A 21,514-nucleotide genomic window follows, 5' to 3' on the forward strand; every position below is an offset into this window, starting at 1 on the left:
GTGCAGGACATTGAGGTGATTGCACCCAATCTGAAGCATTCCCTGTCGGGCGTGACAACGACGGTGATCCGACTGCTGCCAATCCAGCAGAAAATGATCGGCATCCGTGCCACCGGTCCCGGCCTGCCGCCAGATTTGCCCCATATCAGACTCTGGAAACTGTTGCTTCTACCCAATCGCAAACGGGTTTGGCATGCGCGCCGGAATACCGAGATGTTGATGGGTCTGTTTCTGCGCACTGTGCTTCGGCGCAACTACAAACTGCTATTTACCTCAGCCGCGCAACGTGATCATTCCGGGTTCACCAAGCGGCTGATTTCGAAAATGGACGCGTTGATCGCGACGACGCCTCAGGCCGCTTCCTTTCTGGAGCATCCCGCTACTGTCATCATGCATGGCGTCAACACCGAGCTGTTTCACCCAGCCGAGGACAAAAGCGCCCTGCGCCAAAAACTTGGCCTGCCAGACGGGCTGCTGATCGGGTGTTTTGGCCGTATCCGCCCTCAGAAAGGGGTCGACTTGCTGGTCGATGCCGCCCTGAAGATGCTGCCTAATCACCCCGATGCGCATGTGATCTTTACCGGGCGTACCACCAACGAATTTGAGGCGTTTCAGGCTGAGCAGGAGCAAAAGCTGCAGGACGCCGGGCTGGGCGACCGCGTTCATTTTCTGGGTGAGCGCCCTTGGGATGAGATTGTCGAGACCTATTGCGCGCTCGATCTGTTCGTTGCGCCCGCACGGCACGAAGGGTTCGGCCTTACACCGCTTGAAGCGATGGCCTCGGGCGTGCCCGCCATAGCCAGTCACGGGGTCGGAGCGTTCAGTGCGCAAATCAAGGATGGTGAGACCGGAAGACTGGTCGAGAAAGACAATGCCCCTGCACTGGCCGACGCGCTGGAGGATATGGTGCAGGACCGCGCCGCGCTGGCCGCTGCGGGACTAGCCGCGCGCGCCCATGTCGAGCAGAATTTTCGAATCGAAGGCGAAGCGCAGGCGATTGTCGAGGTTTATCGATCCTTGCTGAAACAACCCTGAACGGTACTGAACTGTGTCAAATCGGTGTGACGGGGTGAAATAAGCCGAAACGCCTCTTTTTTCTTTGCCGCAACGCGGCTATGAACGCGCGTCCTTAACTTTGGAGACATGAAATGGGCTATCGCGTCGTAGTCGTCGGCGCCACGGGTAACGTGGGCCGCGAAATGCTGAACATCCTGGCGGAACGCCAGTTCCCTGTCGATGAACTTGCTGCTCTGGCAAGCCGTCGTTCGCTGGGTACTGAGGTGACATTTGGCGACAAGACGCTCACTACCAAAGATCTGGACACATTCGATTTCACTGGTTGGGACATGGCGCTGTTTGCCGTGGGTTCCGAGGCCACAAAGGTTTACGCCCCTAAGGCGGCAGCGGCTGGCTGCGTGGTGATCGATAACAGCTCGCTCTATCGCTATGACCCGGACATTCCGCTGATCGTGCCGGAATGTAACCCCGAGGCGATCCACGACTATAAAAACAAAAACATCATCGCCAACCCCAACTGCTCGACCGCGCAGATGGTCGTCGCGCTGAAGCCTCTGCATGACCGTGCCAAGATCAAGCGCGTGGTTGTGTCGACCTATCAGTCGGTGTCGGGCGCCGGTAAGGAAGGCATGGATGAGCTTTGGGATCAGACCAAGGCCATCTATAATCCCACGACCGAGGTTGAGCCGAAGAAGTTCCAGAAACAGATCGCCTTCAACGTCATCCCTCAAATCGACGTCTTCATGGAAGACGGCTCGACCAAGGAAGAGTGGAAGATGGTTGTCGAGACCAAAAAGATCGTCGATCCGTCGATCAAGGTCACCGCAACCTGCGTTCGCGTTCCGGTATTCGTCGGCCACTCCGAGGCGGTGAATATCGAGTTCGAAGAGTTCCTCGACGAAGACGAAGCCCGCGACATCCTGCGCGAAGCACCGGGCATCATGGTAATCGACAAGCGTGAAGCCGGTGGTTACGTCTCGCCCATCGAATGCGCGGGCGACTTCGCCACCTTCATCAGCCGTATCCGTCAGGACTCGACTATCGAGAACGGCCTGAACCTGTGGTGCGTGTCCGACAACCTGCGCAAAGGCGCGGCGTTGAACGCTGTTCAAATTGCAGAATTGCTGGGCCGTGAAGTTCTGAAGAAGGGGTAACCTTCGCCAGTTGGTTGTGACTCTATTAAACCCCGCTGCACCGCCAGTGGGGTTTATTATTTTGTGGACGGGCAGAGATGGCAATATTGCGGGGCAAAGCCGCCTTGTGCATGCGTTGCCATTGCCTATCCAGCACCAGTTGGTCAGCCACCGATCTGGGACATTGTCGCTTTTACCGCGTAGTATCTTTGAGAGTTTGGGGGATGCGTCCCCAGAAAGCGATCACCAGGATCAGGAACTCGTGCGAAGTACAGCGCACCCTTGAGTGGATCATAACCCGCTTTGTAGGCTATTACCGTGCCTAGTCGATCAGCTTCCAATTCAAAGTTTTTTGAATAGCTGCGCCCACCAACAAAGGCTCCAATGTCTTGTGCTGCGGCAATGTCATTCGGCCCTGACCCCGCAATTGTTGCTAGACCGGCCAAAAGCACCGCACCAGCCGCCGCATTTTGGGCCTGTCGCGCCAAATGCCCTTGAATGTGGTGAGCGGCCTCATGCGCCATAACAAATGCAAGTTCGTCAGTGTTGTTTACATTCCGTATCAGCGCTTGAGTCATTGTGATAACGGGGCGCCCCGACTTACTTAAACTCTGATACGCGTTTGAGGGTGCTTTTTTGTCTGGATCAATGCGGATCAAAAAATCACAATTCACATTCGTAGTGCGGCGGCGGCATTCGCGTTCTGCCACAGGTTCTATTCGTGAGGCGACCTGACGGAACCTTATTTGTGCCTGTTGTGAACTGACGGGCGCGCTCGCGCGACCGGGGTTTGGAATAGGTGCTGATGGAGGAGTGGTGGTTGAAGCGCATCCCGCTAATGCCAAAACAGCTAACATCAATACCGTTCGCCTCATAAACACACCTTTCCAAATGTTCAGAGCATCAAAATCGAATCTGTGGCTTTCGAGAAACCAACTTGCACATTCGAACCTACGGTCTTCACGATTTGATATTCAATAACAGACGGGTTGTCGGTGGTCGCCCCGATTAAGCTGTCGTCAATATGGTAGGCACTACAAATGGCATTGAAGCGAAGGACCAAACGATCCACGCCCCGTTCTGTATGGGCTTGAACCGAGTTGAACACCGCGTCAGCGGAGGTTATTTGCGCTGCACGATGGCTTGATCCCAGCCTCCTGCGCGGCAAAGGGACTGCTATGAGCGCACGTACATTTCAACAATCGTTTCTGGTATGGCCTCAAAGCAGTCATCAGAGAGATGCCTCCTGCCTGATCCTTCACCCCTGTCCCTCAACCAGCGTCTTCAAATTCTCCAACCCGCGCTCGTAATCTCCGCCGACCCAATTGTCCATCATTAGGCCCATCCAGCGGGACATGGGGTTCATACCAAGGTCGGATACGAATCCCCAGGTAACCTGTGTGCCTGATCCTTCTGGCCGCAACTGGAACGAGGCGGTGGCTGTCCCCATCGGGCCAAAATCCAGTGCGGTTTGCACGGACTGATCCGGGGTGCTCTCGGTGATTTCCTGCGAACCGATTCCCACCTGCGGGTTGTCCGAGGCCCAGTTCAGCGTGTTTCCGACACCCGCTTCCGGGCCGCTATAGCTCAGCTTGGTTTCGGGGTCCCGGGACAGCCAGGGGGACCATTTCTCGGTCTCCTGCATCGAATTCACATAGGGAAAGATCGCCGAGGCTGGCGCGTCGATCGTGATGCTGCGGGACACCTCGGCCTGACCAGGCAAAAGATATGATACTCCGACAAGCGCCAGAATGATCACCAGTAGGGTGACGAGAATACGTTTAATCAATTTCATGAGCTCGATCCGATTCTGACAACATCATCGGAAACATATCAAAGAATCGACGTAATTTCAGAGGCCCGATCGTATGGCCCGCAGGATCAGGCCGGTGGCTGGTAAGGCAGCGACGAATGGTGCAGTACGATGCGAAGCACTCCGTCAGCGTCTTTTTTGTAGCCGAAGCTTTTGTCGACTTGCGTGATGTTACCTTGGCCATCCGTCAGAATGACCTTGCCCATCCACATGGCGACATCACCTTCGACGAAGCTGGCCGATGTCTCACTTGCCATTTCGCGCCAACCCTTGATCCCGAAACCGCCATCAAGCGGAAATTCGGCATCGTGACCGACAAAATAGGCCAGTGCACCGTGGCGAGTCGGGCGAAAGGTATGATCTCCGGACGCCATAGTTGGTTTGAACAGGACCGGGCCCAGATTATAGCCGTATGCCGCATCCAGAACACCCTCGGCAACGGAACGGGCCGCATCGATCCCACCGTCTTCAAAAGCTTTGGAGATCGCAATCAACCCATCGCCCCAGGCGGTACGGGCAGCGGCCAGCTCGTCAGTGGTAATCGGCATGATCCTGTCCTTCTCTGTCCGGTTTCTATGGTACTGGCAGCAAGTGAGCGTCAACGCAAGAGGTGTGACCGGACTCTCGCCCGGTTTTGCCCACAGAACCGCGTGGAAGCCTGAATTCTCAGAAAATTCGACCCATTCTTTTGAACCGGTGCAAGGTTTTGCAAAGTATTTGCCGCCAATCTCTGACAGTGCCGTGGGGGCATTTCAATTGGGGTGAATGTGGTGGACAAGATTATCACACTGGAACAGAAAGAACCCGTGCGTCTGGACCCGGACCGCCTGAGCAGCCTGTACAATCAGCTTGGCGACACCAACGCGATGGACGTGCTGTGCCGCACGGTTGAAGAACTGGCGTTGCGGCTGTCGAATTGTGAACGGTTTTGGCGGCAACGCGATTGGGCCGGGCTGCGCAAATGCGCAAAATCTCTCGTGGCCATATCCGAGCAAATCGGCATGACAGCACTGGCACGTGTGGCAGGCGATGTAGCTTGTACTGTCGACGCTGGCGATGCGGTGGCGACAGGGGCGACTCTGAGCCGCCTAATCCGGGTGGGTGAGCGATCGCTGACTGCCGTCTGGGACCAGCAAGATCTATCTGTCTGAGAGGGGGTTGCGAGTGCGCCGCAGACAGATAGTCTGGGCGAAAATCCAACCAGCCGAGACACGCATGACCCTGTCCTTCGCCCCTGCCTCCGACCCATCGCTGCCACTACATGTGTTAGAGCAATCAGATTTTGAGAGCTGGCTGACCGATCAGCCGGATCATATCCGAGCTTGGGTTGCGGCCGATGGGTTTTCCGGAGCTCTGGGTCAAACACTTCTGGTGCCCGGCACAGATGGTAATCCGCAGTTTGCCATGGCGGGATATGGCAGCGCGGCAAAACGGGTACGCAAGCGATTTCCGCTAGCCGCTGCCGCAGAATCGCTGCCCAAGGGCACCTATCATATCGCCTCGGGCGTTCCCGCAGATGTGCTTGAGGCTGAATGCCTGGGCTGGCTGATGACGGGATATGCCTTTGATCGCTATGCAGCGCAAAGCCCGGCTAACGCCACGCTGATCGCGCCCGAGGGCGTAGATGCCCGGCGGATCGAAATCATGGCCAATGCCGAGGCATTGACACGGGATCTGGTCAACACACCCGCTTCGGACATGGGCCCGGTGCAATTACAACACGCGGTTGAGGCACTGGCACGGGAACACGGCGCAGACATCTCGGTCATCACAGGCGATGCGTTGCTGGAACAGAATTTTCCGATGATCCACGCGGTGGGGCGTGCTGCCGAACAGGCCCCGCGTCTGATCGAGATGAACTGGGGCGATCAAGGGCCAAAACTAACATTAGTTGGGAAAGGGGTCTGTTTCGATACCGGCGGCCTGAATCTGAAACCCGGTGCTTCGATGGGGTTGATGAAAAAAGATATGGGCGGAGCGGCCAATGTGCTGGGTCTGGCCCGTATGATCATGGCGCTGGATCTGAAGGTGCAATTACGGGTCCTGATCCCGGCGGTCGAAAACGCAGTAGCGGGCAATGCTTTCCGCCCCGGCGACATCCTGACGGCGCGTAATGGGCTAACGGTTGAGATCAACAACACTGATGCCGAGGGTCGGTTGGTGCTGGCCGATGCCCTTGCTCTGGCGCATGAAGGGGCACCAAACCTGCTCATCTCGATGGCCACTTTGACTGGCGCGGCCCGGGTTGCATTGGGCGCTGATTTGGCCCCGTTTTATACCGATGACGACAAAGCCGCGGACGTGCTGGCGCGTGCTGGCCGGGCTGCCGCTGATCCGGTCTGGCGTATGCCTTTTCATGACCCCTATGAAGCGATGATCGAACCCGGCATCGCTAACCTCGACAATGCGCCTTCTGGTGGATTTGCGGGCTCTATCACCGCGGCACTGTTCCTGCGCCGGTTCGCTGCCGAAAGTCGCTATATGCATTTTGACATCTATTCGTGGCAACGCAGTAAGGAACCCGGTCGCAGCAAGGGTGGTTTGGGCCAAGGCCCGCGTGCCCTCCTAGGGGCTTTGCCAGAGATCCTTGGCCTATGACTCAGGCGCGCATCATTCAACCGGTCATAGACCTGCTACGCCACCCTGACGGTCCGCGCGACCGGCAATTGTTGTTCGGCGACACGGTCACTGTTTTGGACGACCAAAACGGCTGGAGCAAGACCTCAGCCAGCAAGGACGGCTATACCGGATGGGTGGCGACGGACCATCTGGGACCAATTGAGCCACAGACTCACTGGATCGTCGCCGCTTCGACCCATGCCTATGAGAAGCCCGATATAAAAAGCCGCGATCTGACCTCTCTTAGCTTTGGCAGTAAAATCAGGGCTCTGTCTGAGGAGGGCGGATTTCTGGAAACGCCAATCGGGTTCATTCCGGGGGTGCATGCCGTGCCCGCCTATTCCCTGCTGACCGATCCCGTTTCCGCGGCCGAACTTTTTCTCGGCACCCCTTATCTTTGGGGTGGTAACAGTCGATTCGGGCTGGATTGCTCGGGCCTCGTACAGCTCGCACTGCTCGCCTGCGGCGTTCCTTGTCCCGGAGACAGCGGCGATCAGGAACGCGAAGTTGGTGGATCGGTGCCCGAGGGCGATCCCGCACGGCGCGGAGACTTGCTGTTCTGGAAAGGCCATGTTGCCTGGGTTGCCGCCGAAAACCTTCTACTTCACGCCAACGCCTATCACATGGCCGTTGCGCTCGAACCGATGGATCAGGCGATTGCCCGGATCGCCGCCCAGGGTGACGGGCCGGTTACAGCGCATAAAAGGCTCTAATCTAGGTCAACGGCCCGGATAAGCTTGCGTTCCAGAACCCTCAGAACCGCGCGCAGATCGTGCCCGCGCTTCAATATACGCCCATCCATGCCGACCACGGAATACATGCCCTGACGTAGCCGCAGGCGCGGGTGCTTCTCGACCCTGTAAATGGGATGTTCCGCCGTGCGCCGAAAGATCGAAAACACCGCCATATCCCGCAGGTTCGAGATTCCGTAGTCGCGCCATTCACCGGCAGCAACCATTCGGCCATAAACAGACAGGATTTGAGACATCTCGCGCCGGTCAAACGCGACCGGCATCTGGGCAGAGCCGGACCCGAACCGGCTGGGAGGCTGCATGTTCATATGACAAGCCTTGCCGGAAATCGCCGTCGAATCAAGCCCACTGGCATCAAGGTGTTGTATTTTTGGATCGCCCGCCCGCTATCTGCGCCCAACCTGACGGCAAATCAAGATCACCGGCAGCAACCCGACAGCCAGAATAACCAGCGACGGAACCGCTGCACCTTCAAGCCTCTCATCCGAGGCCAGACGATAGGCCTGCACTGCTAGCGTGTCGAAGTTAAAAGGCCGCATGATCAGGGTCGCGGGCAGCTCTTTCATCACATCCACAAAGACAATCAACAGTGCCGTTAGCAGCGAAGGCGTAAGGATCGGCAGATGCACCCGGCGCAGCGTTCCCAACGGGGTTTGACCCAGTGACCGCGCGGCGGCATCCATATTGGCGTGAACGGTACTCTGCCCGCCCTCATAGGCGCTGAGCGCGGCGGCCAGAAAGCGCACCATATAGGCCGCGATCAACAACCAGATGGATCCAGTGACCAGTAGTCCGGTCGAGATACCAAAGGTTTGGCGCATCCACGCATCCAGTGCGTTGTCGAAACCCGCAAAGGGGACGATCAGCCCCACGGCAATCACGCCACCCGGCACCGCATAGCCCAACCGCGCCACATAAGCCGCCATGGCGGACCCGCGCCTGGGGCGCAGGCGTTGGAAGAATCCTATCGAAATCGCTGCGCTGACGGTGATAACCGCCGCAGTCCCCGCCAGTGTCAGCGAGTTCTGTATGAACCCGATATATCGGCGCGACAGCAGGTTCTGCTCGGATTCCAACCCCATCTGCACAAGGATAACCACAGGCAGAAGGAATCCGAACAGGACGGGAATTGCGCATAGCAGAAATGCCGCGAGTGATTGCCATCCCTTGAGTTGCGCCGCTGGCAGACCTGCGTGGCGCTTGCCTGCCTGATAGTATTTGGCCTTGCCGCGCTGTGTCCGCTCGGCCACGGCCATGACAAGCGCAAAACCCAACAGACAAAGGGCGAGTTGCGCCGCAGCAGCGCGATCAGCCATGGAAAACCAGCTTGTGTAGATGCCAGTGGCAAAAGTCTGCACTCCGAAATAGGCGACTGTGCCGAAATCGGCGATGGTTTCCATAACCGCCAGCAAGACGCCCCCCGCAATCGCCGGGCGTGCCATCGGCAGGGATACGCGCCAAAAGGCATGCCAGGGGCCATTGCCCAGCGCCCGGGCCGCCAGAAAGGCCGTGGCGCTTTGCTGCAGAAATGCCGCGCGCGCCAGCAAATAGACATAGGGATACAACACCAGGATCAACATCACCGCCGCGCCCTCGGTCGAGCGAATCTCGGGGAACCAATAGTCGCGCGGGCCCCAGCCGGTCACATCCCGCAGCGTGGTCTGAACGATTCCGGGGTGATCCAGAATGAAGGTATAGGCATAGGCCAGCACATAAGCCGGAAAGGCCAGCGGCAGGACCAGAGCGATTTCCAGCCACCGCACTCCGGGAAAGCGGGTCATCGTGACCAGCCACGCAGCGCCGACGCCAATCGAAAACGTCCCTGCTGCGACCAGCACCACCAGGATCACCGTGGTCAGCGCATAGCCAGGCAAAACAGTCTCTAACAAATGGGAAATTGTGTCGGTGCCACCGGTCACCGCCGCTAGAACAACCGCCACCATTGGCAACAGACAAGCGGCCGCCACGACATAGGCAATGCCGCCCACAAAGCGTGTGCCTAGGGCGCCGCGGTTATGCGTTCCGTGTTCTGAATATTCGACTTCGGCCATCGCGTCTGACTGAGAATCCCATAGGGTCTGCCTTTAATCGACTAAAACTCTAAGAAACACCAGTGGGCCCACTAACAAAAACTGCGGCAATGTTTGCCGCAGATCCCTATTCATAAACGCGCTGATCCTCGATCACCAAGCCATCTTTGGGCAAAGAGCCCGGCGCCACAACTTCAATCGCGCCTTTCAGTTTCAGGACTTCGACCACCGATTTTGCATAGGCACCATCGTTCTCGCAGGGGCTTTCGATCTGAACGGTCATGGTATCCATCTCGCCCTGTCGCGCCGCAATGACACGCGCCTTGACGATTTCATCATGCTTGTCGACCAGCGCGGCCACCTGTTCGGGGCGGACGAACATGCCCTTGATCTTGGTGGTCTGATCGGCGCGACCCATCCAGCCTTTGATACGCATATTTGTGCGCCCGCACGGAGACTCTCCGGGCATGATCGCCGACAGATCACCGGTGGCAAATCGGATCAACGGGTAATCGGGGTTCAGCGTGGTCACAACCACCTCACCTACTTCACCAGGTGCAACCGGGGTTCCTGTGCCGGGGGTGACGATCTCAACGATCACGTGTTCGTCGATGATCATACCCTCCATCGCAGGGCTTTCATAAGCTATGTTGCCCAGATCAGCGGTCGCGTAGCATTGCAGACAGACGATGCCCCGATCGGCGTAATCCTGTCGTAGGCTTGGAAACAGCGCCCCGCCACCCACAACGGCCTTGGAAAATTTCAGCGCGACGCCCATGGCTTCGGCTTTATCCAGAATAACTTTCAGATAGTCAGGCGTACCTGCATATGCGGTGCAACCCACATCGCGTGCGGCGGTCACCTGCAACTCGGTCTGACCTGTACCTGCAGGCAGGACCGACGCGCCAACGGCCTGTGCGCCGCTTTCAAAGATCATGCCCGCCGGGGTGAGGTGATAGCCAAAACAGTTCTGAACGATATCGCCCGGACCAACCCCAGCAGCATTCAGGAACCGGCCCATGCGCCACCAGTCGTGATCAGTGCTGCCGGGTTCATAGATTGGCCCCGGAGATTGAAAGACATGCTGGAAATTCCGCGCCGGTTTTACGGTGAACCCTCCAAACGGAGGTCGGGTGCCCTGCGCCTTTGTCAGATCGGATTTTCGCAGAACCGGCAGTTGTGCCAGCGCCTGCATGTCTGTCACTGTGCCGGCGTCCACGTTGGACAGGATGCCGGCATATCCGGGCGCTTTTTGCGCGCGGGCAATCTGTTCTGGCAAGGCGCGCGCGTGATCAGCGGTGCGCTCGTCAGCGGATCGGGTTTCAAGCTTATCAAAATAGGTCATTGAAATATCCTCCACCCGCTTACAGCCATCTCTTGCGGCGGCGGTATGAGCGCACATCTCGAAAGCTCTTGCGGCCTTCGTCAGACATGCCGAGATAAAATTCCTTTACGTCCGGGTTTTCGCGCAATTCAGCGGCGGGGCCGTCCATCACCACGCGGCCAGATTCCAGAATATAACCGTAATGAGCAAACCTTAGAGCCACATTTGTGTTCTGCTCGGCCAGCAGGAAGGACACGCCTTCCTTCTCGTTCAGGTCCCTTACTATGCCAAAAATCTCTTCGACAAGTTGCGGAGCCAGACCCATTGAGGGTTCATCAAGAAGGATGGTCTCGGGGCGCGACATCAGAGCCCTGCCCATTGCAACCATCTGCTGCTCACCGCCCGAAGTATAACCGGCCTGACTACGACGGCGTTCCTTCAAGCGTGGGAAGTAATTGTAAACCAATTCAAGGTCCTGCTGGATCGCGGCAGACCCGTCCTTCCGGGTATAGGCACCGGTCAGCAGATTTTCCTCGACTGTGAGGTGTTCGAAACAGTGGCGGCCTTCCATGACTTGAATGACGCCCTTCTCAACCAAGGCAGCCGGGTCGCTTTCATGCACGCCCTCGCCGCGATATTTAATCGAGCCTTTGGTAACCTCGCCCCGTTCCGAATGCAGCAAGTTCGACACGGCCTTCAATGTGGTTGTCTTGCCCGCACCATTGCCACCCAGTAGGGCTGTGATGCCGCCCTTGGGCACAGTCAGGCTGACGCCTTTCAGAACAAGGATCACATGGTTGTAGATCACCTCGATATTGTTGACCTCAAGCAGGGTTTCCGCCTGCACGTCAGTGGTTTGTGCCGCATCCAACATCAGCGCGTGTCCTTGTGCGAGTGTGGGGTTCGGGGCGGCAGCGATCCGCCGCCCCGTTTGGTTCAGAGCACCTTATTCGCAGCGCTGAGAAATATTGTTCTCAGCAGCATATGCGCCCGAGTCTTCGTCGATCAGTGCGTTGATGACCTCAGCGTCAGTCGGTTCGAAGCCCTGAATCGAGTTCCAGGTACCCGCCGCTGCATCCCACTGAACAACGCCGACAAGGCCTGGGCCGCCGTGGTTTTCGCATGAGACCGCGAATTCAGGTCCGAAACCGGCCATACCCAGCGCTTCCATCTTGGCGTTGGTGATCTCCAGCGCCTCCATGCCATCGCGCATCATCGATGCGTCGATCTCGGCAGTGCCGTGCATTTCTTGCGCGGTTTTCACTGCTTCTGCGGCCAGCATCGCAGCATAGAGGCCGCGGTTGTACTGCACCGTACCCAGTTGATCACCGGCGCCTGCAGCTTTGCCCGCATCGACGACATATTTCTTCAGGTCGTCATAGACAGGATAGTCGTCGCCCAGACCGGTGAAGGTCAGCGCTTTGTAGCCGGTGGCCTTATCACCCGCAGGCTCAACATCAAACTCGGCCCCGGACCACCAGACACCGATGAAGTTCTCCATCGGGAAGCGGATATTGGCGGCTTCTTGCACGGCGACCTGGTTCATCACGCCCCAGCCCCACATGATCACATAGTCGGGCTTTTCCCGGCGGATTTGCAGCCACTGCGACTTCTGCTCCTGACCGGGGTGGTCGACCGGCAGCAGGGTCAGGTCATAGCCATGTTTTTCAGCCAGTGTTTCCAGCGTACGGATCGGTTCCTTGCCATAGGCCGAGTTGTGATAGACCAGCGCGATCTTCTTGCCGCTCAAGTCGCCACCGTTTTCGTCCAGCAGATAGTTGATCGCGCCCGACGCCCCGTTCCAGTAGTTGGCAGGATAGTTGAACACGTTGCTGAACACCTTACCGTTCGCCGCCGAGGTGCGGCCATAACCCATCGTGTGCAGCGGAATGCCGTCTGCGGTCACTTTAGGGATCAACTGATAGGTGATGCCGGTGGACAGGGGCTGATAGACCAAAGCACCTTCGCCCTTGGTCGATTCATAACATTCCACGCCTTTTTCCGTGTTATATCCGGTCTCGCATTCGATCACGTTGGCCGCAACACCGCCGATACCGCCATCGCGTTCGTTCAGCAGTGTGAAGTAGTCGGCATATCCGTCCGCAAATGGGATACCGCCGGCCGCATAAGGCCCGGTCCGGTAACTGAGCGACGGGAATACAAGGTCGGCCATGACCGGACCTGCGGCCATAACGGCGCCCAGCGCCAGGGTTGCCAGTTTCTTTTTCATCGGGTGTCTCCTCCCTTGGTTGATCCGATGTTGGGTTTCGGGTTTCACACCCGTCTTTTCGTTGGGCCGGTCCCTAGTGCGGGAACGGCCAGAGTCTGAGTTTCTCTTTCGCCACACGCCAAAGCTGCGCCAGACCGTGCGGTTCGAGGATCAGGAACATGATGATCAGAGCACCGACGATGACGAGGTTCAGGTGCGCCACGATATCTGTGGGCCAGCCCAGCAGATCGACGCCAAGCAGTTTCAAAACGACTGGCAGCAACACGAGGAAGGCGGCACCGGCAAAGGATCCAAAAATAGACCCTAATCCGCCGATAATCACCATGAACAGCACCAGGAACGATTTTTGAATGCCGAACACTTCTCCAACCTCGACCGCGCCCAGATAGACCGCAAAGAACAGCGCGCCGGCCACGCCCACGAAGAACGAACTGACAGCAAAGGCGGTCAGCTTGGCCTTGAGCGGGTTCACCCCGATGATCTCGGCCGCGATGTCCATGTCGCGGATTGCCATCCAGGTACGACCAGTGGTGCCGCGGGTCAGGTTACGCGCGATGATGGCACAGACGGTCAGGAAGATCAGGCAGAACAGATAAGTCGCCCATGCCGGAGCATTCGGGCCAGTGATAATGATGCCGAACACATCGCGTTCCGGCGCATTGATCTGGCCAGAGGCCGAGTAGTTGTAGAACCACGGCACCCGGTTAAACAGCCACACAAGAAAGAACTGCGCCGCCAGCGTAGCGACTGCTAGATAGAATCCCTTGATCCGCAGAGATGGCAGACCAAACAAAACACCAACAATCGCAGTGATCCCTCCAGCAAGGATCACATGGATGAACATGCTGACATCCGGAAAAGCCGTCATCAACTTGTAACAGGCATAGGCCCCCACAGCCATGAACCCGCCGGTGCCCAGCGACACCTGCCCGCAATAGCCCACCAAAATGTTCAGCCCGATCGCAGCGATGGCATAGATCAGGAATGGCAGAAGCAGCGCATTGGCCCAATAATCGTTGATGATGAACGGAATTATTCCAAACGCCACCGCCAGAACGACATAGTACCGATACCGGTCAAACTTGATCGGGAAAGTCTGGCTGTCGGCGATATATGAGGTTTTGAAATCCCCGGCCTCACGATAGAACATATCTTACTTTCCCCATTCTTCCTGCGCCCGATTGCGGGCAGCGGCGTCCAGTTGATTGGACCCTTTGGCATATCCGGTGGCCTCGGAAGCGCGCACCAGTTTCATGTAAGCCAGGATGCCCATGACCAGCCCGGCAAAGGCCAGAATTACAGCGATCACAAGTTGGCCCTCGGTCAGATCGCTCGATGTCAGGGCGATGTAGCCGAAAGCCCAAAACCCCGCCCATGCGATCACGTTGATGATAGCAATCAGCTTGGTCACGCCCTAAACCCTCTCGATGATCTTCTCGCCGAACAGGCCCTGAGGTCGGAACACGAGGAATATCAGCGCCAATACATAGGCAAACCAGTTCTCAGTCGCACCGCCAACCATTGGGCCGATGGCGAACTCGAACAGTTTCTCACCCACACCGATGATCAGGCCACCGACGATGGCTCCGGGGATCGAGGTGAACCCGCCTAGCATCAGCACCGGCAGAGCCTTAAGCGCGATCAGCGACAGCGAGAACTGAACGCCCGATTTGGTGCCCCACATGATGCCCGCGACCAGCGCCACAAACCCGGCGACCGACCAGACCATGATCCAGATGAAGTTCAGCGAAATCCCGACCGATAGCGCCGCCTGATGGTCATCCGCCACCGCACGCATCGCCCGACCCTGCTTGGTGTACTGGCTGAACGCGACCAGAGCCGCCACCAGAAGTGCTGCGATGATCGTGGCCACGATGTCCAGATTGTCGATGAAGAAACCGTAGTCGAAGATATTAAAGGTCGTCTCGTCAATCCACAGGTTGATACCCTGCGGCAGACCCACATCCAGCGTCTTGATCTCGGACCCCCACATCAGGTCGGCGACGCCCTCAAGGAAATAGGCCAGACCAATGGTCGCCATGAACAGGATGATCGGCTCTTGCCCGACCAGATGGCGCATGACGAACCGTTGCACGCACCAGGCCAGCAACACCATCACGGCCATGGTCAGAATAATCGCAAGCAACGCGGGCACATTCCAACCAAAATTATAGACGTGCGTGCCGAAAGTCGCGTTGATCAGATGCGCAAAAGGCACCTGCCCGTTCATGATTCCGACCAGCGTCATCGCCGCAAACAGGGCCATAACCCCTTGGGCATAATTGAAAATCCCCGAAGCCTTGTAGATCAACACAAAGCCCAGCGCGACCAGCGCATACAGCACCCCAGCCATCAGACCGTTGAGGATGACCTCCATCGCGAAGATTAATTGTTCAGGCATGCCAGCCCCTCCCCAATTCTGCCCGGACCTCAGTCATGGCTGACCCCCAAATAGGCATCAATGACTTCTTGGTTGTTGCGCACCTCATCCGGGGTGCCGTCACCAATCTTTTTGCCGTAATCCATCACAACCACACGGTCGCTCAGATCCATTACCACGCCCATATCGTGCTCGATCAGCGCAATCGTGGTGCCAAACTCGTCATTCACGTCGAGGATAAAGCGGCTCATGTCCTCTTTCTCTTCGACGTTCATCCCGGCCATCGGCTCATCCAGCAGCAGCAATTTCGGTTCCGCTGCCAGCGCGCGCGCCAGTTCGACGCGTTTCTTCAACCCGTAAGGCAGGCGGGACACCGGCGTTTTGCGGATGTGCTGAATCTCAAGGAAATCAATGATCTTCTCGACCGCCTCTCGGTTCTCGGTCTCTTCTGCCTCGGCCTTGCCCTTCCACAGCGCTTGCTGAAGAATATTGGTCTTCATAAAACCCAAACGCCCGGTCATCACGTTATCCAACACGCTCATGCCTTCGAACAGAGCGATGTTTTGAAACGTCCGCGCGATCCCCTGCTGCGCCACCTCAAACGGCCGCATCGGAGGGCGCTTGGAGCCGTGAAACCAGACCTCACCTTCTTGCGGGACATAGAACCCCGAGATCACATTCAACATCGAGGATTTGCCCGCGCCGTTTGGCCCGATGATCGCCCGGATCTCACCCTCACGGATGTCGAACGAGATATCCTTGATGGCCACCACGCCGCCAAAGCGCAGGGTGATGTTCTTCATCTCCATCACCACACCGCCGATCTTGCGGCCGTCTTCGGTGACATATCCTTCGGAGTTATCCAGCATCAGAACCTCCCTGACACAAAAACGGGACGGCGGGCGGGGCGATGACCGCAGGTCGAGCGGCGCGCGTCAGCCCACTCATTCCGCCGCCACCTTGTGCTGCGCGACCGGAACCACTGGCGCATCGACAATTTCCAACGTCGCAGAAATCGATCCCTTACGACCATCTTCATAGGTCACTTCAGTCGTGGTCGAAACGCTCGACGACCCGTCATACAACGCCGCAATAATGTCGCTGAATTTGTCCTCGACAAACCCACGCCGCACCTTGCGGGTCCGAGTCATCTCGCCATCATCGGCATCCAGTTCCTTGTGCAGAACCACAAAGCGATGCACCTGACAGCCCGATAGCATTTCATCCGCCGCGACCGACTTGTTTACCTCTTCAACGTGGCTCCGAATCGTCTCTAACACACGAGGATGTCCCGCAAGTTCCTGATAGGACGCGTAGGCCACGTTGTTGCGTTCCGCCCAGTTTCCGACCGCCGTCAGGTCGATATTGATGAAAGCCACGCATCGATCCTTGCCATTCCCGAACAGCACGACTTCAAGAATATCGGGATAGAACTTCAGCTTGTTCTCGACATATTTCGGCGCGAACATCGAACCATCAGCCATCTTGCCCACGTCTTTGGCACGGTCAATGATCCGCAGATGGCCGGAGTTCTCCTCGATGAACCCGGCATCCCCCGTCGCCACCCAACCTTCGGCATCCTTAGTCGAGGCCGTCGAATCCGGGTTGTTGTAATACTCGACGAACACGCCGGGTGAGCGGTAATGAATCTCGCCCTTATCATCGATCTTCAGCTCGACATCCGGCGCCGGAACACCAACCGTATCCGCCCGTACCTCGCCATCCGGCTGCACGGTGATGAACACAGTCGCTTCGGTCTGACCGTAAAGCTGCTTCAGGTTGATGCCCAAAGAGCGGTAGAAATCAAAGATTTCCGGCCCGATCGCTTCACCCGCCGTATAGCCCACACGGAACCGGCCATAGCCAAGCGTATCTTTCAGCGGGCCATAGACCAGCAAATTGCCCAGCGTGTATTTCAGCTTGTCGCCAAAGCCCACCGGCTTGCCGTCCAGCAACAGGCCACCCACCTTCTTGGCATGGGCCATGAAATAATGGAACATGCGCTGCTTCAGCTTGCCCGCATCCTCCATCCGGATCATCACGTTGGTCAGCTGGGTTTCGAACACCCGCGGCGGGGCAAAGAAATAGGTCGGCCCGATCTCGCGCAGGTCGGTCATCATCGTGTCGGCGCTTTCGGGGCAGTTCACGCAGAAGCCGCACCAATAAGCCTGACCAATCGAGAATATGAAATCGCCAACCCAAGCCATCGGCAGGTAAGACAGGATGTCTTCGTTCCGGGTCAGATGATCGAATTCCGCCGAGTTCTTAGCGCTTTCGATAACATTGCGGTTCGACAGCACCACGCCCTTGGGCTTGCCCGTGGTGCCCGAGGTATAAAGCATCACGCAGGTATCATCGTAAGTGATCGCCGCAATGCGCTTGTCCAGTTCCGCATCAAACCGCGCGTGCCCCGCACTGCCCTCGGCCATGATGTCCTCAAGCGCGTTCATCTGCGAGTGGTCATACTTCCGCATCCCCCGCTTGTCGGTATAAAGTATGTGTTTGACCTGATGCAGGTTTTCCTGAATTTCAATGACCTTGTCGACCTGCTCCTGATCACCGCAGACCACATATTTCGCGCCGCAATGTTCCAGCACATAGGCCATCTCTTCGGCGACCGAATCCTGATACAGAGGCACCGGCACCGCGCCTACCATCTGAGCGGCAACCATCGACCAGTAATGGGCGGGACGGTTCCGACCAATCACAGCAATATGGTCACCCTTTTCAACGCCAAGTTCTAGAAACCCAAGCGCGATGGCACGGATTTCTTTGGCGGCTTCCGCCCAGGTCCAGCATTGCCAGATCCCGAATTCCTTTTCCCGATAGGCCGGGGCATCCCCGAACTGGGTCACATTGCGGTGTAATAGCGCCGGAAGAGAGTCCATCCCTTCAGCGCCCGACTGCGTCTGAGCCAATCTTTCTCTCCTCCCCATCCGACCCCTCCCCGGGCCGAAAATGGCGGGTTCGGGATGGTGCCCGAACGCCAATGCCCCGATAAGGGACGTCGTAACGATCAGCGTCAAGTTTTGCCTGATGTTTTCTCAATTCTTACGAATTGTAACAGGGGCGGAGGAGTGAAGTTCCGAGTTGTACAAGATGTAAAAATCGTTGAACTGGATAAACCAGCGCTGCCAAAAGCGAATACAACCTCCGCGTTTCTTTGGGCAATGCGTGAGTTCGTGATAGAATTGATAATGCATAGAGCTCAGCAGATCATATTTGTGGCCATCGCGATTTTTGTGATCGCTGGTAGCGGGAGTCGACCGATTTCAGCCGATGAGTTACAGGATTGCCCCGGCCATATTGGTGAACTTGACTTACCCATTGAGTGCATGTGCACAAAAGAGGCGCAACGGATACGGCCGTTCAATGTACAGGGATGCGAAGTGTACGCTTGGTGGAGCAACATTTGTATGGCCGCGGTGCATGCGGGAATTGCTACGCCTGAGGGCGGGCCAGTCCGGATCGAACAAAGGGAACCTCAAGCAGAATACGTCGGTTGCCTTCGTAACGATATGTTCAGCAATGACATGCACCACAGTGATTTGCCAAGCTTTGTCGTTTTGCCAGTTGAGTCAGATTAGAGTCTTTTTTAAGGGCTTATAGCCAATCCCGCAAAATCGGGATCAACGGCACATCTGCCGCAGGCATCGGGTAGTTCCTCAGATCATTCGCCCGCACCCATTTCAGCGCCTGTCCTTCTTTCGATTGCGGTATCCCCTCCCATTTGCGGCAGGCAAACAGCGGCATCAGCAGGTGGAAATCGTCATAGCTGTGGCTGGCAAAGGTCAGCGGCGCGAGGCATGAGGCCCAGGTGTCGATGCCCAGTTCCTCGTGCAATTCGCGGATCAGGGCGGCCTCGGGGGTTTCTCCGGGTTCGATCTTGCCGCCGGGGAATTCCCAGAGACCGGCCATGGATTTACCTTCGGGGCGTTGAGCCAGTAGGACGCGGCCCTCGATGTCGATCAGAGCCACGGCAGACACTAACACTGTCTTCACGAGCGATAATCCGCGTTGATTTCGATATAGCCGTGGGTCAGATCGCAGGTCCAGACGGTGGAAGCGCCCTGACCCAGTCCCAGATCGACTGCGATCACCAAATCCTGACCTTTCATATAGGCCGCAGCGTCTTCCTCGCGGTAGTCGGGGCTGACCCAGCCTTTTTCAGCCACAAGGATGTCTCCGAACGATATGCTCAAAAGGTCGCGGTCTGCAGCAGCACCGGATTTGCCGATGGCCATGACGATGCGGCCCCAATTCGGGTCCTCGCCCGCGATGGCGGTTTTGACCAGCGGGGAGTTGGCGATAGCCAGCCCGTGGGTTTTGGCATCAGCATCCGTGGCGGCGCCGGTCACACGAATTTCGACGAATTTCGTGGCCCCTTCGCCGTCGCGGACCACTTGCTGCGCAAGGTCCAACATCACTGTTTCCAGCGCTTGCGCGAAAGCGGCATTGCCGGTGGCATCGACGCCCGATGCCCCGGTGGCGCAAAGCAAGAGGCTGTCGGATGTCGAGGTATCGCTATCCACGGTGATGCAGTTGAAGGTCCGGTCGGTCTGCGCGCCCAGCATCGCCTGCAGCGCTGTCTGCTCGATCTGAGCGTCGGTGAAGATATAAACCAGCATCGTCGCCATATCGGGCGCGATCATGCCGGAACCCTTCGCTATCCCCGCAATAGAGACTGTTTGGCCGCCAATATCGACCTGCGCCGACGACCCCTTCGGGAAGGTGTCGGTGGTCATGATCGCGCGCGCCGCGTCCTCGATCGCGTGACGGCTGAGGCCCGCCTTCAACGCCTCAAGCTGTGCAACGATGCGGTCATGGGGCAGCGGCTCGCCGATGACACCGGTCGACGAGGTAAAAACCCGATCTACCTCAACACCGGTAGCTTTGGAGACGGCTTGCGTCACCTCGGCCACTGAGGTCTGCCCGTAATGGCCGGTAAACGCATTGGCGTTGCCCGAATTCACAAGGATCGCTGCAGGCCCGTCGCCGGGCCCGCCGATCTTGTCCTGACAATCCAGAACGGGGGCCGCACGGGTGGCCGAGCGGGTGAACACTCCGGCCACCGAGGTGCCCGGATCAAGAACGGCCAGCATCACATCGGTGCGGCCTTGATATCGGACACCAGCCTCGACAGTGGCGAAGCGCACACCGTCGATCGCGGGCAATTCGGGGAAGGCCGCCGGGGCCAGCGGTGAAACCTTGGTTATCGTGGCCACGGGGTTACTCCTGCAGCAGCTCCAGCTGGCGCATGACCTCGGGGCCGGCGCCCTCGAGCGCGGGACGCTCGATCTGCGCTTGCTGCGTCAACTCGTCAATCTTGGCCTGAATTGCTTCTTGCCGAATGGTCTGAGCCAATTCATCGCGCACGACCGCCAATTCGGGGGCCTCGGTCTTGCGCTTGTCGTTCAGCGTGACCACGTGCCAACCAAACTGGGTTTGCACCGGATCCGAGACCTGACCCTTTTCAAGGCCAAGCACGGCACCTTCAAACTCGGGCACCATCTGGCCTTTGCCGAACCAGCCCAGCGCACCGCCATTGGGGCCAGAGGGTCCTGTGGATTTTTCTTTCGCTAGCTCAGCGAAATCTGCGCCTTCTTCAAGTTGGGCTTTGACAGCTTTGGCTTCGTCCTCGGATTCGACCAGAATGTGGCTGGCATTGAACTCGTCTTCGCCCTGAAACTCGGCGAATTGCGTGTCATAGGCGGCCTGTATGGCCTCATCAGTGACACTGGCGGCTGTCAGCGCTTCGACGGTTTGTACGGCGCGCAGGGACCGGGTTTCGTTTTCCAGTCGAAGGGCGTTTAGTGTATTCAGCTCTTCCTGTTCAAGGCTCAGCAGGTGCTGCTGGACCAGTTGCTCGAGGATGAAATCATATAGCACCTCATCTTCAAGCTGCTGATACTGCGCCGGCAGCGCCGAGGCGGTGGCGATGACGTGACCCAATGTGATCTCGTCGCCGTTCACGCGGGCAACCACGGTGTTGGCATCCGGTGCGTCCTGGGCGGCCAGCGGCAACGCCATCACGGCAGCAAGCGCAAGCGATGGCAGAAAAGTGAGGCCTTTGGGCATGGAATTATCCTATTTCTTTGCCGCGACAGGGCGCAGCGTTGACACTGTGGAACCTGCCCCTTACATCGCTTTGAAGCCTTGGACAGGGCCGCCTTTCACCCCCCGTATCTAGGGGCTGCGCGCAAGGTGGGCAAGCCT

General features: G+C 57.6%; 22 protein-coding genes. 6 read left to right on the forward strand and 16 right to left on the reverse strand.

Going from position 1 to position 21,514, the window contains the following annotated elements:
• Complete coding sequence (locus tag ACR0BT_RS19005; protein ID WP_480763838.1) at positions 1-1,035, forward strand: glycosyltransferase family 4 protein; 1,035 nt, start codon at positions 1-3, stop codon at positions 1,033-1,035.
• 113 nt (positions 1,036-1,148) lie between these two features.
• Positions 1,149-2,171: an aspartate-semialdehyde dehydrogenase gene (locus ACR0BT_RS19010; RefSeq protein WP_170399241.1), complete on the forward strand. Its 1,023-nt coding sequence runs from the start codon at positions 1,149-1,151 to the stop codon at positions 2,169-2,171.
• Positions 2,172-2,314: 143 nt separating this feature from the next.
• On the opposite strand, the gene ACR0BT_RS19015 is transcribed toward ACR0BT_RS19010, so the two are convergent.
• From ACR0BT_RS19015 to ACR0BT_RS19025, 3 genes are all read right to left on the reverse strand, one after another.
• Positions 2,315-2,824: a M48 family metalloprotease gene (locus ACR0BT_RS19015; RefSeq protein WP_480763839.1), complete on the reverse strand. Its 510-nt coding sequence runs from the start codon at positions 2,822-2,824 to the stop codon at positions 2,315-2,317.
• A gap of 584 nt (positions 2,825-3,408) precedes the next feature.
• Positions 3,409-3,945 (reverse strand): SRPBCC family protein, encoded by a 537-nt coding sequence (locus ACR0BT_RS19020; RefSeq protein ID WP_480763840.1) that lies wholly within the window; start codon positions 3,943-3,945, stop codon positions 3,409-3,411.
• A gap of 86 nt (positions 3,946-4,031) precedes the next feature.
• The gene (locus ACR0BT_RS19025) at positions 4,032-4,511 is read right to left on the reverse strand and encodes a phosphoribosyl-AMP cyclohydrolase (protein ID WP_170567248.1); all 480 of its coding nucleotides are present in this window, start codon (positions 4,509-4,511) and stop codon (positions 4,032-4,034) included.
• A gap of 213 nt (positions 4,512-4,724) precedes the next feature.
• Here ACR0BT_RS19025 and ACR0BT_RS19030 point away from each other — a divergent pair, with 213 nt between their 5' ends.
• The 3 genes from ACR0BT_RS19030 (at position 4,725) to ACR0BT_RS19040 (ending at position 7,295) form a co-directional block, all read left to right on the forward strand.
• Entirely contained in the window at positions 4,725-5,114 is a 390-nt protein-coding gene (locus ACR0BT_RS19030; RefSeq protein ID WP_170399254.1) for a hypothetical protein, read from the forward strand.
• Positions 5,115-5,178: 64 nt separating this feature from the next.
• The gene (locus ACR0BT_RS19035; RefSeq protein ID WP_170567321.1) at positions 5,179-6,561 is read left to right on the forward strand and encodes a M17 family metallopeptidase; all 1,383 of its coding nucleotides are present in this window, start codon (positions 5,179-5,181) and stop codon (positions 6,559-6,561) included.
• The gene (locus ACR0BT_RS19040) at positions 6,558-7,295 is read left to right on the forward strand and encodes a C40 family peptidase (protein ID WP_480763841.1); all 738 of its coding nucleotides are present in this window, start codon (positions 6,558-6,560) and stop codon (positions 7,293-7,295) included. Before ACR0BT_RS19035 ends, ACR0BT_RS19040 begins: the two co-directional genes overlap by 4 nt.
• Here ACR0BT_RS19040 and ACR0BT_RS19045 read toward each other — a convergent pair.
• The 10 genes from ACR0BT_RS19045 to ACR0BT_RS19090 form a co-directional block, all read right to left on the reverse strand.
• The gene (locus ACR0BT_RS19045) at positions 7,292-7,642 is read right to left on the reverse strand and encodes a DUF2794 domain-containing protein (RefSeq protein ID WP_170399260.1); all 351 of its coding nucleotides are present in this window, start codon (positions 7,640-7,642) and stop codon (positions 7,292-7,294) included. The genes ACR0BT_RS19040 and ACR0BT_RS19045 overlap by 4 nt on opposite strands.
• A gap of 78 nt (positions 7,643-7,720) precedes the next feature.
• A complete protein-coding gene (locus ACR0BT_RS19050; protein ID WP_480763842.1) occupies positions 7,721-9,385 on the reverse strand; it encodes an ABC transporter permease in 1,665 nt (554 codons plus the stop codon).
• A gap of 106 nt (positions 9,386-9,491) precedes the next feature.
• Complete coding sequence (locus tag ACR0BT_RS19055; RefSeq protein ID WP_170426281.1) at positions 9,492-10,709, reverse strand: acyl-CoA synthetase family protein; 1,218 nt, start codon at positions 10,707-10,709, stop codon at positions 9,492-9,494.
• A 19-nt stretch (positions 10,710-10,728) separates the two neighbouring features.
• Positions 10,729-11,562, reverse strand: coding sequence for an ABC transporter ATP-binding protein (locus ACR0BT_RS19060; RefSeq protein WP_170399269.1), 834 nt, complete (start codon positions 11,560-11,562; stop codon positions 10,729-10,731).
• A 72-nt stretch (positions 11,563-11,634) separates the two neighbouring features.
• Complete coding sequence (locus ACR0BT_RS19065; RefSeq protein ID WP_170408764.1) at positions 11,635-12,918, reverse strand: ABC transporter substrate-binding protein; 1,284 nt, start codon at positions 12,916-12,918, stop codon at positions 11,635-11,637.
• Positions 12,919-12,991: 73 nt separating this feature from the next.
• Positions 12,992-14,068, reverse strand: coding sequence for a branched-chain amino acid ABC transporter permease (locus tag ACR0BT_RS19070; protein ID WP_170408765.1), 1,077 nt, complete (start codon positions 14,066-14,068; stop codon positions 12,992-12,994).
• A gap of 3 nt (positions 14,069-14,071) precedes the next feature.
• Positions 14,072-14,329: a hypothetical protein gene (locus ACR0BT_RS19075; RefSeq protein WP_170408766.1), complete on the reverse strand. Its 258-nt coding sequence runs from the start codon at positions 14,327-14,329 to the stop codon at positions 14,072-14,074.
• Positions 14,330-14,332: 3 nt separating this feature from the next.
• Positions 14,333-15,319 carry a branched-chain amino acid ABC transporter permease gene (locus tag ACR0BT_RS19080; protein WP_170408767.1) on the reverse strand — a complete coding sequence of 329 codons (987 nt, stop codon included), beginning with the start codon at positions 15,317-15,319 and terminating at the stop codon, positions 14,333-14,335.
• Positions 15,320-15,348: 29 nt separating this feature from the next.
• Positions 15,349-16,167 carry an ABC transporter ATP-binding protein gene (locus ACR0BT_RS19085; protein ID WP_170399285.1) on the reverse strand — a complete coding sequence of 273 codons (819 nt, stop codon included), beginning with the start codon at positions 16,165-16,167 and terminating at the stop codon, positions 15,349-15,351.
• Positions 16,168-16,242: 75 nt separating this feature from the next.
• Positions 16,243-18,186, reverse strand: coding sequence for an AMP-binding protein (locus tag ACR0BT_RS19090; protein WP_170515296.1), 1,944 nt, complete (start codon positions 18,184-18,186; stop codon positions 16,243-16,245).
• Between the two features lie 189 nt (positions 18,187-18,375).
• Here ACR0BT_RS19090 and ACR0BT_RS19095 point away from each other — a divergent pair, with 189 nt between their 5' ends.
• Entirely contained in the window at positions 18,376-18,885 is a 510-nt protein-coding gene (locus tag ACR0BT_RS19095) for an LCCL domain-containing protein (protein ID WP_223117285.1), read from the forward strand.
• Between the two features lie 16 nt (positions 18,886-18,901).
• Here the strand turns inward: ACR0BT_RS19095 and mutT are convergent, their stop codons facing one another.
• From mutT to ACR0BT_RS19110, 3 genes are read right to left on the reverse strand one after another with little or no spacing between them, the layout of a single operon-like run.
• Positions 18,902-19,300, reverse strand: a complete 399-nt coding sequence (gene mutT, locus ACR0BT_RS19100) for an 8-oxo-dGTP diphosphatase MutT (protein WP_170334201.1) — start codon at positions 19,298-19,300, stop codon at positions 18,902-18,904.
• Positions 19,297-20,523, reverse strand: a complete 1,227-nt coding sequence (gene argJ, locus ACR0BT_RS19105; protein ID WP_170399294.1) for a bifunctional glutamate N-acetyltransferase/amino-acid acetyltransferase ArgJ — start codon at positions 20,521-20,523, stop codon at positions 19,297-19,299. Before argJ ends, mutT begins: the two co-directional genes overlap by 4 nt.
• A gap of 4 nt (positions 20,524-20,527) precedes the next feature.
• Positions 20,528-21,376 carry a peptidylprolyl isomerase gene (locus ACR0BT_RS19110; RefSeq protein ID WP_170399297.1) on the reverse strand — a complete coding sequence of 283 codons (849 nt, stop codon included), beginning with the start codon at positions 21,374-21,376 and terminating at the stop codon, positions 20,528-20,530.
• Between the last annotated feature and the right edge of the window lie 138 nt (positions 21,377-21,514).

The sequence above is a fragment of the Ruegeria sp. CJ6 genome (genome assembly GCF_056536665.1).